General features: G+C 60.1%; 10 protein-coding genes. 7 read left to right on the top strand and 3 right to left on the bottom strand.

Annotated elements, in window-relative coordinates; genetic code table 11:
* Positions 1 to 53 precede the first annotated feature (53 nt).
* The 5 genes from K5Y35_RS22305 to K5Y35_RS22285 are packed head-to-tail and all read left to right on the top strand — an operon-like array spanning position 54 to position 6607.
* Positions 54 to 3554 carry a response regulator gene (locus K5Y35_RS22305; RefSeq protein ID WP_222832970.1) on the top strand — a complete coding sequence of 1167 codons (3501 nt, stop codon included), beginning with the start codon at positions 54 to 56 and terminating at the stop codon, positions 3552 to 3554.
* The gene (locus tag K5Y35_RS22300) at positions 3554 to 4387 is read left to right on the top strand and encodes a CheR family methyltransferase (RefSeq protein ID WP_123468515.1); all 834 of its coding nucleotides are present in this window, start codon (positions 3554 to 3556) and stop codon (positions 4385 to 4387) included. The genes K5Y35_RS22305 and K5Y35_RS22300 overlap by 1 nt, the downstream gene beginning before the upstream one ends.
* A complete protein-coding gene (locus K5Y35_RS22295; protein WP_222832969.1) occupies positions 4384 to 4977 on the top strand; it encodes a chemotaxis protein CheB in 594 nt (197 codons plus the stop codon). Before K5Y35_RS22300 ends, K5Y35_RS22295 begins: the two co-directional genes overlap by 4 nt.
* A complete protein-coding gene (locus tag K5Y35_RS22290) occupies positions 4971 to 6185 on the top strand; it encodes a hybrid sensor histidine kinase/response regulator (protein ID WP_222832968.1) in 1215 nt (404 codons plus the stop codon). The genes K5Y35_RS22295 and K5Y35_RS22290 overlap by 7 nt, the downstream gene beginning before the upstream one ends.
* Positions 6186 to 6229: 44 nt before the next feature.
* Entirely contained in the window at positions 6230 to 6607 is a 378-nt protein-coding gene (locus tag K5Y35_RS22285) for a response regulator (protein ID WP_103304982.1), read from the top strand.
* Between the two features lie 29 nt (positions 6608 to 6636).
* Here K5Y35_RS22285 and K5Y35_RS22280 read toward each other — a convergent pair whose 3' ends face one another.
* From K5Y35_RS22280 to K5Y35_RS22270, 3 genes are all read right to left on the bottom strand, one after another.
* A complete protein-coding gene (locus K5Y35_RS22280; protein ID WP_222832967.1) occupies positions 6637 to 8307 on the bottom strand; it encodes a response regulator in 1671 nt (556 codons plus the stop codon).
* Complete coding sequence (locus K5Y35_RS22275; RefSeq protein WP_222832966.1) at positions 8304 to 9806, bottom strand: ATPase domain-containing protein; 1503 nt, start codon at positions 9804 to 9806, stop codon at positions 8304 to 8306. Before K5Y35_RS22275 ends, K5Y35_RS22280 begins: the two co-directional genes overlap by 4 nt.
* A 157-nt stretch (positions 9807 to 9963) precedes the next feature.
* The gene (locus K5Y35_RS22270; protein WP_123468527.1) at positions 9964 to 11019 is read right to left on the bottom strand and encodes a tetratricopeptide repeat protein; all 1056 of its coding nucleotides are present in this window, start codon (positions 11017 to 11019) and stop codon (positions 9964 to 9966) included.
* 170 nt (positions 11020 to 11189) lie between these two features.
* On the opposite strand from K5Y35_RS22270, the gene K5Y35_RS22265 reads away from it, so the two are divergent.
* The gene (locus tag K5Y35_RS22265) at positions 11190 to 13322 is read left to right on the top strand and encodes an FUSC family protein (protein WP_123468529.1); all 2133 of its coding nucleotides are present in this window, start codon (positions 11190 to 11192) and stop codon (positions 13320 to 13322) included.
* Positions 13312 to 13512, top strand: coding sequence for a DUF1656 domain-containing protein (locus K5Y35_RS22260; protein ID WP_123468531.1), 201 nt, complete (start codon positions 13312 to 13314; stop codon positions 13510 to 13512). Before K5Y35_RS22265 ends, K5Y35_RS22260 begins: the two co-directional genes overlap by 11 nt.
* The last annotated feature ends 19 nt before the right edge of the window (positions 13513 to 13531 follow it).

Here is a 13531-nt window from a genome sequence, read left to right as displayed (position 1 = left end):
GTGCCGTTTTGGGGCAAACTCTCTGGTTTTCAACAGTTCGACAAGGCTGCCCCATGTCCTCTCCGTCTTCGGTTGATGAACAACGGTTTCGTAAACTCCTGAGTCGCAACATCAGCCTGCCCTTGGGCGTCGGCCTGGTCAGTGCCGTGTTCTTCGTCTCGCTGATCACTTATCTGCTGTCGGTCATCCAGTGGGTCGAGCACACCGATCGGGTGATCAATAACGCCAACGAAGCGGTGAAACTTACCGTGGATCTGGAAACCGGCATGCGCGGATTCCTGCTCAGCGGCGACGAGCATTTCCTCGACCCGTACGAGACCGCCAAGCCACGAATCAATGTGGCGCTCAACACCTTGCTTGAGCTGACCGCCGATAATCCGGTGCAAACCGATCGTCTGCGCCGTCTGCAGGCGTTGCAGGTCGAGTGGGCCAACTACGCGCAAACGATGATCGATCTGCAGCGTTCCAGCGGCGATTACCGCGGCGCGGTCAAGGCGGGGCGGGGCAAGCGGCTGACGGACGAGATTCGCAAGCAATTCGAAGACGTGATTGACACCGAACAGACGCTGCGCACCACGCGCAATGAGGACGTGCGCCGGACCACGATCTGGAGCATCAGCCTGTACCTGTTGTTTATCGCCGGTATCAGTGGCTTGCTGGCCTACATCGGCCGCCGCGATCTGGTCAATCTGTCGACCAACTACAGCGCCAACCTGGCCGCCCAGCAAGCCAGTGCCGCACGTTTGGAGCAACAGGCCTGGCTGCGTAACGGTCAGACTGAACTCGCCGAGCAAGTGCTGGGCCAACTCACGCTCAATCTGTTGGGCCGCAATATTCTGCAATTCTGCGCGCAATACCTCGGTACGGCCGTGGCCGCGCTGTATGTGCGTGAAGAACACGGCGGTCTCAAGCGCGTGGCGACTTACGGTTTCTCCCGCGAGCAAGAGGAGAAGGACCAGTCGATCAACAATGACGAAGGCATCGTTGGTCAGGTGGCCCGCCATGCGCGGTTGATTCGCCTTGATTCGGTGCCGTCCGATTACTTCAAGGTCAGCTCCGGTCTGGGTGAAGGCCTGCCGCACAGCGTGCTGGTCGTGCCGACCAGCGATGATGACCGGGTCAACGGCGTGATCGAACTGGGTTTCTTGCGCCCGTTGAACGATCGCGATATCGAACTGCTGGAACTGATCGCCGGCAACATTGGCACGTCCATCGAAGCGGCACGCTATCGCCAGCGCTTGCAGGAAGTCCTCGCCGAAACCCAGCAGCTCAACGAAGAGTTGCAGGTGCAGCAGGAAGAACTGAAAACCGCCAACGAAGAGCTGGAAGAACAGTCGCGGATTCTCAAGGAATCCCAGGCGCATCTGGAAACCCAGCAGATCGAGCTGGAGCAGACCAACGAACAGCTGGCCGAGCAGGCGCAAACCCTGGCCGAACAGCGCGACGCGATGGATCTGAAGAACACCGAACTCAATCAGGCCCAGGTGCAGCTCGAAGAGCGCGCCGAAGAACTGCAGCGCTCGAGCAAGTACAAGTCCGAGTTCCTCGCCAACATGTCCCACGAACTGCGCACACCGCTGAACAGTTCGCTGATTCTGGCCAAGCTGCTGGCGGAAAACCCGCAGGACAACCTCACTGCCGAGCAGGTGAAATTTGCCGAATCGATTTACTCGGCCGGTAACGATCTGCTGAACCTGATCAACGACATTCTCGACATTTCCAAGGTCGAGGCGGGGAAACTGGAGGTGATTCCGGAAAACACCAGTGTCGCGCGTCTGGCAGACAGCCTGCGCAACGTGTTCGAACCGCTGGCGGCGGACAAGCGCCTGACCTTCAGCGTTGACTTGCAACCGGACGCGCCGGTGACCCTGTTCACTGATCGCCAGCGTCTGGAGCAAGTGATCAAAAATCTGCTGTCCAACGCCGTGAAGTTCACCGAAGCGGGCGCGGTCAGCCTGACCATCACTGGCCAGCCCGATAATCGTGTCGCATTCATCGTGCGCGATTCGGGTATCGGCATTGCCGCCGATCAGCAGGAAAGCATTTTCGAAGCGTTCCGGCAGGCCGATGGCACGACCAACCGCAAATACGGCGGCACTGGCCTGGGGCTTTCGATCTCGCGGGATCTGGCCACGCTGCTGGGCGGCTCAATCAGTGTCAGCAGTGCCCCGGGGCAGGGCAGTGTGTTCACCCTGGTGCTGCCGCAGCAGTACAGCGAGTCAGCCAGAATCCCGAGCACACCGATGGCCTATACACCGCCGCCGTTGCCGACCCCGGTGGTCAGCGCGCCGGTCGTACCTGCGGCATCGCCGATGGCTCCGGTGCACATTCCACGGTTTGCCGATGATCGCGACAAGGCGCCGTTCACCACCCGCTGCATTCTGGTGGTGGAGGACGAGCCGAATTTCGCCCATATCCTCTACGACCTGGCCCATGAGCTGGGTTATCAGTGCCTGGTCGCCCACGGTGCGGACGAGGGTTATAACCTGGCGAGCGAGTTCGTCCCGGACGCAATCCTGCTCGACATGCGTCTGCCCGACCATTCCGGCCTGACCGTGTTGCAGCGCCTGAAAGAGCATCCCGGCACCCGGCATATTCCGGTGCACGTGATCTCGGTCGAGGACCGCGTCGAAGCGGCGATGCACATGGGCGCCATCGGTTATGCGGTCAAACCGACCACTCGCGAAGAACTCAAGGACGTATTTGCCCGTCTCGAAGCCAAGCTGACGCAGAAGGTCAAACGCGTGCTGCTGGTCGAGGATGACGACCTGCAGCGCGAAAGCATTGCGCGCCTGATCGGCGATGAAGACATCGAAATCACCGCCGTGGGCCTGGCCCAGGACGCTCTCGAGCTGTTGCGCACAACGATCTACGACTGCATGGTCATCGACCTGAAGCTGCCGGACATGCTCGGCAACGAGTTGCTCAAGCGTATGTCCACCGAAGATATCTGCTCGTTCCCGCCGGTGATTGTCTACACCGGGCGCAACCTGACGCGCGATGAAGAAGCCGATCTGCGCAAGTATTCGCGCTCGATCATCATCAAGGGCGCACGCTCGCCTGAGCGTTTGCTGGATGAGGTCACACTCTTTCTGCACAAAGTCGAATCGCAGTTGTCCCATGAAAGGCAGAAGATGCTCAAGACTGCGCGCAGCCGCGACAAGGTCTTCGAAGGTCGCAAGGTTCTGCTGGTGGACGACGATGTGCGCAACATTTTCGCCCTGACCAGTGCGCTGGAACACAAGGGCGCAGTCGTGGTGATCGGTCGTAACGGCCGTGAGGCGATTGAAAAACTCAATGAAGTCGAGGACATCGACCTGGTGCTGATGGACGTGATGATGCCGGAAATGGATGGTTTTGAAGCCACCACGGAAATCCGCAAGGATCCGCGCTGGCGCAAACTGCCGATCATCGCGGTAACGGCCAAGGCCATGAAGGATGATCAGGAGCGCTGCCTGCAGGCGGGCGCCAATGATTACCTGGCCAAGCCCATCGACCTGGATCGCCTGTTCTCGCTGATTCGCGTGTGGTTACCGAAAATGGAACGCATTTAGTGGAACGCAGTAGCTCCGTTGAACGAAACAGCGAAATTGAATTGCGCTTGCTGATCGAGGCTATCTACCTCAAGTACAGCTACGATTTTCGCGATTACTCCGGCGCCTCGATCAAGCGCCGGGTACAACACGCGTTGACCCAGTTCGAATGCGCAACCATTTCGGCGTTGCAGGAAAAGGTCCTGCACGATCCGACCGCGTTCATGCAGTTGTTGCAGTTGCTGACGATTCCGGTCAGCGAGATGTTCCGCGATCCGTCGCACTTCCTCGCCATTCGCAAGGAAGTGGTGCCGTTGCTGCGCACCTATCCGTCGATCAAGATCTGGATCGCCGGGTGCAGCACGGGCGAGGAGGTCTATTCGATGGCGATCCTGCTGCGCGAGGAAGGCTTGCTTGATCGCACGATCATTTATGCCACCGACATCAATCCGCGCTCGCTGGAAAAGGCCAAGCAGGGGATTTTCTCGATGGAGAACGTCCGGGCGTACACCGCCAACTATCAGCAGGCCGGCGGCCAGAGCTCGTTTTCCGACTACTACACGGCTGCTTATGGCTATGCGATTTTCGACAAGAGCCTGTGCGAAAACGTGACGTTTGCCGACCACAGTCTGGCGACCGACAGCGTGTTCTCGGAAACCCAATTGATTTCCTGCCGTAACGTGCTGATCTATTTCAACAAGAAACTGCAGGACCGCGCTTTCGGGCTGTTCCATGAATCGCTTTGCCATCGCGGTTTCCTGGTGCTGGGCAGCAAGGAGACGCTGGATTTTTCCAGCTATGCCAATCAGTTCGAGCCACTGGTGAAGCAAGAACGGATCTACCGCAAATCATGAACGAGACCGTGGATTTGCCTCGCGTCGAGGCGATTGTGGTCGGGGCTTCCGCCGGTGGCGTCGAAGCGTTGCTGTCGCTGCTCGGGCCGCTGCGCCGGGGCTACGCGCTGCCGATCATTGTCGTCCTGCACTTGCCGGAAGAACGTCGCAGCCTGTTGGCCGAAGTTTTCTCCCGGCGGTTGGAGATGCCGGTGCACGAGGCCGTCGACAAACAGGACATTGCCGCCGGCACCGTTTATTTCGCGACGCCGGGCTATCACCTGTCGGTGGAGGAAGATCGCAGCCTGTCGTTGAGCCTTGAAGATCGCGTGCATCATTCGCGGCCGTCGATTGACTACCTGTTCGAATCGGCCGCCGACGTCTACGGTCCCGCGCTGGCCGCCGTTCTGCTGACCGGCGCCAATCACGATGGCGCGCGCGGCCTGGCGCAAGTCAAACACCGTGGCGGTCTGACCATTGTCCAGGATCCCGAAGAGGCGCAAGTCGCCACCATGCCCCGGGCTGCGCTGAAACTGCAGCAGCCGGACCATGTCCTACCCATTCACGGCATCGGCCGTCTGCTTGTCGAGCTGGAACGAATCGCATGCTGAGTAATATCCAAGCCAAACTGCTGATCGTCGATGATCTGCCGGAAAACCTTCTGGCGCTCGAAGCGCTGATCAAGCGCGAAGACCGCAGCGTGTACAAGGCGCTGTCAGCGGACGAGGCACTGTCGCTGTTGTTGCAGCACGAATTCGCCATGGCCATCCTCGACGTGCAAATGCCGGGCATGAACGGCTTTGAACTCGCCGAGTTGATGCGCGGCACCGAGAAAACCAAAAACATTCCGATCATCTTCGTCAGCGCCGCCGGCCGTGAACTGAACTACGCGTTCAAGGGCTACGAGAGCGGGGCGGTGGACTTCTTGCACAAACCGCTGGATATCCACGCGGTAAAGAGCAAGGTCAACGTCTTCGTCGACCTCTACCGCCAGAGCAAGGCCATGAAGCAACAGGTCGAAGCCTTGGAGCAGGCGCGCCGTGAGCAGGAGGCGCTGCTGCAACAACTGCAGAGCACTCAGCTGGAACTGGAGCAGGCGGTGCGCATGCGCGACGACTTCATGTCCATCGTCGCCCACGAAGTACGCACGCCACTCAACGGCCTGATCCTGGAAACCCAGTTGCGCAAGATGCATCTGGCGCGGGACAACGCCGCCGCGTTCACCCTCGACAAGATGCACGCGATGGTCGACCGCGACGAGCGCCAGATCAAAAGCCTGATTCGCCTGATCGAAGACATGCTCGATGTCTCGCGCATCCGTACCGGCAAACTGTCGATCCGGCCGAACCATTTCGATCTGTCGCAGTTGGTGGCCAACCTGCTGCAGAACTTTGCCCAACAAATGGAGGCGGCGGAAACCGAAGTGATTTTCACCGCGCCGGCGCCGGTGGAAGGTCACTGGGACGAGTTCCGTATCGAGCAGGTGGTGTCCAACCTGCTGACCAATGCCCTGCGTTACGGCGGCCGAAGCCCGATCCAGGTGCGCGTTTACCGTGAAGGCGATGAGGCGCGGGTCGAGGTTCAGGATCGCGGCATCGGCATCAGTGCCGAGAATCAGAAACGTATTTTCCAACAGTTCGAACGGGTCTCCGCCAAGACGGTAGTGGCCGGGCTCGGGCTGGGTCTGTTCATTTCCGAGCAGATCGTCGCCGCCCATGGCGGTTCCATCGTCGTCGAGAGTGAAATCAACGAAGGCGCCCTGTTTCGCGTTTGTCTGCCAATCCAGGAAAACGGCAAATCCGACGCAACCTCTGAGTGACCGCACGGTCGTATCAGCAGCTATTGACCGAACAAAGGCTTCCCATGAGCGTAGATGCACAAGATGTAGTACTCGTCGTCGAGGACGAACCGGTTATCTTGATGATCCTGACGGATTACTTGTCGGGGCAGGGGTATCGCGTATTGCAGGCCGAAAACGGCGAGCAGGCGTTCGAAATTCTTGCGAGCAAACCGCATCTGGACATGTTGATCACCGATTTTCGCCTGCCTGGCGGCATTTCCGGCGTGCAGATCGCCGAACCCGCCGTGAAGCTGCGACCCGATCTCAAAGTGATCTTTATCAGCGGTTACCCGCAGGAAATCCGCGAGACCGGCAGCCCGATCACGCGCAAGGCGCCGATTCTGGAAAAGCCCTTCGATCTGGACGTATTACAGGAAAAGATCCAGGAACTGCTCGCCTGACCTCATCAGCGCCCCTCTACAGGCGCTGTTCAGGTATTGATCATCTCGCGCACCTTGGCGGTGAGCAGATCGAAGGTGAAAGGCTTGGTGATCATCTGCATCCCGGAGTCGAGGAACCCGCCGCGCACGGCCGCATGCTCGGCATACCCGGTAATGAACAAGACCTTGAGGCCCGGACGGTACTGCCGTCCGACCTCTGCCAGTTGCCGGCCATTCATGCCCGGCAGGCCGACATCACTGATCAGCAGGTCGATGCGCTGGGTTGAGTTGAGGATCGGTACCGCGCCATCGGCATCGCCGGCCTCGACGAAGGCATAACCCAGTTCACTGAGCACCGCGCTGACCAGCAAGCGCACGGCCGGGTCGTCTTCGACGATCAGCACGGTTTCACCATGCAGTGCCTCGGGCGCCTGATGAGCGATGTCTTCGGAGCGCGAGAGTTCTTCACCGCGAAAGCGCGGCAGATAGAGTTTGACGGTGGTGCCCTGATCAATTTCGCTGTCGATCGAGACGTGACCACGCGATTGCTTGCTGAAACCGTAGATCATCGACAGACCCAGGCCGGTGCCCTGACCGATGGGCTTGGTGGTGAAAAACGGGTCGAACGCCCGACTGATCACACTCTGTGGCATGCCGCTGCCATTGTCGGTAACGCTGAGCATCACATAATCACCGGGCTCCAGGTTGTCGTAGGCCTCGGTGAGTTCGCGGTCCAGGACCTGATTGCTGGTCTCGACCACCAGTTTGCCGCCCTCGGGCATCGCGTCGCGGGCATTGAGCACAAGGTTGAGCAGAGCGCTTTCCAGTTGATTCGGATCCGCCTCGGCTACCCACAGCCGGTCATTCAGACGCATGTCCAGCTGGATGCTTTCGTTGAGGCTGCGTTGCAGCAGTTCGCCCATCGACTCCACCAGTGCGTTCATTTGCACGGCTTTGGAGTCGAGCGATTGCCGGCGGGAAAATGCCAACAGACGGTGGGTCAGGCCCGCCGCGCGGTTGGCCGAGGTGACGCCCAGGTCGATCAGGCTGTCGAGGTCATCCGTACGCCCACGGGCCAGACGCCGACGCAGCAGTTCGAGACTGCCGATGATCCCGGTGAGCATATTGTTGAAGTCGTGGGCGATACCGCCGGTGAGCTGGCCGACCGCTTCCATTTTCTGCGACTGCCGCAAGGCTTCTTCGTTGTGCCGCAGTTGCGCGGTGCGTTCCTCGACTTGTTGTTCGAGAGTCTCCAGCGTCGATTGCAGGCGCCGTTCACTTTCACTCAGGTCGATCAGTCGGTCACGTGCCTCGTACTGTCGTCGGCGTCCGCGCAGGGCGGCCGAGACCATACTGACCAGCGTCGCCGGATGAAACGGCCGTTCAAGGAACGTGACGTTACCCAGTTGATCACTCAGGCGCGAAGACGGGCCCTGTTCCTGGCCGCCATGATGGGTCAGCAGCACGATCGGCATGTCCGACCATGCCGGTTGCTGTTCAAGGTAATCAAATAACGCCTCAAGATCCGGACCACGCAACGCTTCGGCGGCGATCAACAGCAGCCCGGCGCCGGGCTCCAGTTGCTCGCATAACGCGCCCAGATCCGGTGTGATATGGCCGCCGAAGCCCGCTTCGTTGAGGATCATCAGGGCAACCTGGCTGTCGCGACCCATGGGCGCCAGGATTAGCGCGCGTTCGGCCAGCGGTACCGACACCGTCACAATATTTCTTCCTGCAGCAGCGGGTTGCTCGCGCCAAGATAGGTGGGCACTCCGCGCAGCACGCCCTGGAAGGCATCAAGCGGTTCGCCGATGGTCATGCCCTGAGAGGAAATCCGGTATTCGCGAATGGTCGACTCATGGCTGCCGGTACGTTTCTTGATGATGGAAATCGCCCGGCGGACTTTGCCGATGGCTTCGAAGTAGCGCAGCAGGATCACCGTGTCGGCCAGGTAAGTGATGTCGACCGGGGCCTGCATGTCGCCCACCAGGCCATGCTGGGCAACAGTCATGAAGGTCGCTGCACCCTTGCGGTTCAGGTACAGCAACAACTCGTGCATGTGCAGCACCAGCGCGTTCTCTTCGGGCATGGCGGCCTGATAGCCGTTGATACTGTCGATCACCACGGTTTTGATGTCGCGCTCATCGACGCAACGCCGCACCCGGTGCGAAAACTCGCCCGGCGACAGCTCGGCGGCATCGACTTGCTCGATCAGCAGATTACCGGTGGCCTGCAGCGCCTTGAGGTCGATGCCGATATTGCGCATGCGCTCGAACAGCAGGCCCAGCTCTTCATCAAAAATGAACAGGGCTGCTTTCTCGCCCCGGCCCACGGCCGCTGCGGCGAAGATCATCGAGATCAGCGATTTACCGGTACCGGCCGGGCCGAGGATCAAGGTGCTGGAGCCGGCTTCGACACCACCACCGAGCAAGGAATCCATCTCCTTGATGCTGCTGGTCAATTGCAGGCGCGGGTAATCACTTCGATGTTCAGCGGCCACCAGGCGCGGGAAGACATGCACGCCGTCGCCCATGATGGTGAAGTCATGGAAGCCCCCACGGTATTTTTGCCCGCGATACTTGATCACCCGGATGCGTCGACGTTCGGCGCCGTAGTTGGGTGTCAGTTCTTCAAGGCGAATCACACCGTGGGCCACGCTGTGCACGGTTTTGTCGAGGGATTCGGTGGTCAGGTCGTCGAGCAGCAGAACGGTGGCGTCGTAGCGCACGAAGTAGTGCTTGATCGCCAGAATCTGTCGGCGGTAGCGCAAGGAGCTTTGCGCCAGCAGGCGTATTTCCGACAGACTGTCGAGCACCACGCGAGTCGGTTTGAAACGCTCGACCACTTCGAAAATCTGCTTGGTCGCTTCGCCCAGTTCCAGGTCGGAGGAGTACAGCAGACTCTGTTGATGCTCGGCATTGAGCAGGCTTTCCGGCGGCGTCAGCTCGAAGATTTCGATGTTCTCATTGAGCTCCCAGCCGTGGGACAGCGCACCCTGGCGCAGCTCACGCTCGGTTTCCGACAGCGTGATGTACAAACAGCGTTCGCCAGCGCTGGCGCCGGCCAGGAGAAAATGCAAAGCGACGGTGGTTTTGCCGGTTCCGGGTTCACCTTCGAGCAAAAACACATGTCCGCGAGACAGGCCACCGGCCAGGATGTCATCCAGACCCTCGATGCCGGTAGCGGCTTTTGCACTGATCAACGCGTTAGATGTAGACAAAAAATGCCCTCTCATGACTAGGGGAGGCGAGGCGCTTTCTTGAAAGCGGTCGCCTGAAATACTTGACCCTCGTCAGGGATGGCAGTTCCGATTTTTATTTCGAGAGCCTTGAGGATGTGTGCTGAAATCCCCGCAGGCCGCGATCTGTCGATCGTGTTCAGAGCCCTTGTTGCAACGCCGGATCATCCGGATTCAACTGTTCCAGCTGCGCCTGCAGAATCTGCACATTCTGCAGTTGCCCGCTTTCTTTCCAGTAACTGATCAGCAGCACTCGCGCTTTGCGATCGGCCGGGTGCCGCTGGACGATTTCCTGCAACTGCTTCTGCGCCGCTTCCAGCTCCTCCGCGCTGTGCAGCGTGGTAGCGAGGTCATAGCGATAATCCTTGTTGTCGGGTTCGAGCTCGACCGCTTTGGACAGGCCGAGCAGGGCATATTCGCGTTGGCCGTGGTGCAACAGCCACAGCCCGAGGGCATGTTGCAGATACGCGGAGTCGGGCTGGGCTTTCAGTTGCTGCGCGAGCAGTTGCCGGGCGGCGTCGCTCTGACCCTGGCGGTCGAGCACGTCGATCTGCATGACCAGAGCCTGCAGGTTGCCGGGCTCCAGACGCAGAGTATTGTCCAGCGCGACCTGGGCTTCTTTGAGTTCAGCGTTATGCAGGTAGAGGCGCGCCAGTTGAGCGTAGGTGGCGGCGCTTTCCGGTTGCGCCTTGAGCGCCTGCTCCCAACCGTCAATCGCCTGCTGCAACGGCGCGAAATACAACCCCAGTTCATCCGGCGTCAGGCCGAGCAGGGCATTGATGGCGGCAAAGCGAACGGTCTGGTCTTGATCGTCGAGCATCGGCCCCAGCAACAGGCTGCGCTGCCCGCCAGGCACCAGACCGACCACGCTGTGGATCGCCGCCAGCCGCACCTCCGGGGCTTCGTTTTGCAAGTCGGCGTCAGCCAGTTTCAAGGCCTGCGGGCTCGGATAGTTAGGCAATTCGGCGTGCAGCCAGACGCGGCGTTTGATCGACAGATCCGGTCGACCCAATTGCTGATACAGCTGGCGTGCAGCCCCCGGCTGACCGGTGCGGGCAGCGCTCAGCGCTTCGCTGTAGCCACGCCGGATGGCTTCCGGAACGACCGGGGCCGTGCTGCGCAAAGACAGCCACGCCACGACGACAACAAGCACAAGGGCAAGGCTGATTAACAGATAGCGGCGCGATGAAGACATGCAGGTTTCCGTGAACTGGCGTTTTTTGGCAGAACGGCAAGCTTCGGTCAGCGAGCGTCATGAGTCAAACCCATACCTGCGAATCGCCCTACAGGTTGCGTCGACTCTGTGAACCGTCACGCTTTCATGGCAGTGTCTACGCTAGCAGGAGTTATTTTACGAGTGTGCCCATGCAAGCGCTGTTCACTTACTTCAAAGCGGTCATTCACCCCAGCCAGGCAGTTCTGCTGTTCGCGTTGCGCACCATCGCCGCCGGCCTGCTGACGCTTTATCTGGCGTTTCTGTTTGATCTGGACCAACCGAAGTGGTCGATCATGGCGGTAGTGATCGTCAGTCAGCCCCTGGCCGGAATGGCGCTGGCGCGCAGCTTTGGCCAAGTGATCGGGACAACGCTGGGCGCTGCGGTGGCGGTGCTGATCATGGCGATTTTTCCGCAGGCGCCATTGCCGTTCATTGCCACACTGGCACTATGGCTGGCGCTGTGCACGGCGGGCGGTACGCTGTTGCGTTACACCAGCTCTCAGGCGTTTGTACTCAGTGGCTACACCGCTGTGGTGGTGGCATTGCTGGCGATTCCGGATCAGGACGGCACCTTCTTGCTGGCCGTCACACGTGTCACCGAAACCCTGCTGGCTGTGGCGTGTGTGTGCGTGGTGAGTTTGTTGACCGCGCGGCCGGAGGCGGTGGCCAAGGGGTATTTTGCCAAAGTCGATCAGGTCATCAAGCTCGCTGCCAGCCACGCCGCTGCCGTGTTGCGTACCGAAGAAAGCGACGCCGAATTCCAGCGCCGACAAATGCAGTTGCTTGGTGAAATCAGCGCCCTCGAGGGCTTGCGTCGGCACCTGTATTTCGACGCGCCACGGTTGCGCAGTGCCAACAATCTGGTGCTGCTGTTGGGCAATCAGCTGATGTTGCTGACATCCCGGTTGACCGCGTTGCGCCATCAGCGAGAACTGCTGACCGAGCGCTGGGAGGGTGAGTTGCCGCTTGAGGTCCAGCGCCTGCGTGGTGAAGAACTGGCGCTGTTCGATCAGTTGGCGGAGCAGGGCCGATCGCTGCCCGCTGAACGGCGGCATGCCTTCGTGACGCTACAGCAACAGTTCGAAGCGCTGGCCTACGAGGCCGAACAACTCACCGAAGACATGAGCGCGACCCTGCGTTCCCTGGCATGGGCCTTGCGCTGGGAACAGGCGCGGCTGTTGCAGCAACTGGAGCAGATACTTGAGTTGAGCGATGCGATTCAGGACGGGCGCGAGGCCAGTTGCCTTCATCGCGGTCAGGCCAGCCCGCTGCATCTGGATTTCACCCTGGCGACGATGAACGCTGTCCGCGCCTTTACCGCGTTGCTGGTCGCCGGGCTGATCTGGATCGAAACCGCCTGGGATGGTGCGCGGGGCGGAATGATTCTGGTGGGCATCCTGTGTTCGCTGATGGCCACGTTTCCACGCCCGCTGATGGCGGCGCAAAGCTATGCCCGTGGCCTGGGCCTGGCGCTGCTGGTTTCCGCGCTCTATCAATTCATGCTGGTACCGGCGATCAGTGATTTCGAACTGTTGGCGTTGTTGCTGGCACCGCTGCTGTATGTAATCGCGGTCGGCCTCTCGAGCCCGGCGACGGCGGGGATCGGCATGGGGCTGGGGCTGTCGAGTTTTCTGATGCTTGGCCCGCAGAATGTCGGCACCGGGCAGAATACGGCGATTCAATGGTTCGAATTCGCGGGCGCCTATGTCAGCGCGGCCATGCTTGCGCTGCTCGTCTACGCGTGGATTTTTCCGTTCCGTCCGGCCTGGCGTCTTCGCCGTTTGTACAACGAAGCGCGTGAGCAGGTGTACCAGTTGACGAAAGTGCCCCCCACGGATGCGGAGCAGTTTGCTTTCGAAAGTCGCATGGTCGACCGTTTGACCAGCATGCTGGGCCTGTTGCCGGCCGTGAACGACCGTGACATGCAGCAACGGTATGAAATCAGCCTGGCGTGCATTGCGCTGGGAGTGGCGATGCATCAACTGCGCCAGCAAGCGCAGAACAATGGGTTGCTGTCCGATGCGTTCAATCAGCGCCTGTCCTCGGCGTTGCGCCATACCGGGCGCTTTGTTGCCGGTCGCCCGGATGTCCGGCAAGCGCCGCTCACCGAATTGCATGCGCTGGGCGATGAGCTGGATGATCTGCACATTGCCAGTCATGAACACCTGTGGTCGGTGTTTCGCATGCGCGTGGCCCTGTTGATTGTTGTGTCATTCCTCAAGCGCCACGGCGATCAGCTGCAGCGCACCGTCCCGGAAGGAGAGCCGGCCCTTGCCCATTGATTTCGAAATTGGCGGCGTTTACCTGCCGCCCATTGCCCAGGCCCTGTTGCTGGCCATTCCGGTCTTCATGGTGCTGGACTGGGGCCTGCGACGGCTGGGGGTTTTGCGACTGGTCTGGCATGAGGCGCTGTTCGAAGGCGCTTTGTATGCCTGCGTCTGTGCCACGCTGATTCTGTTGATGGGAGCCTGATGCTTTGAAAGTGTTAGTG

The sequence above is a fragment of the Pseudomonas sp. SC3(2021) genome, from assembly GCF_019856535.1.
GTDB lineage: Bacteria > Pseudomonadota > Gammaproteobacteria > Pseudomonadales > Pseudomonadaceae > Aquipseudomonas > Aquipseudomonas monsensis.
The sequence above is the reverse complement of the archived record's forward strand: the minus strand, read 5'-3'. Positions and strand labels throughout refer to the sequence as shown.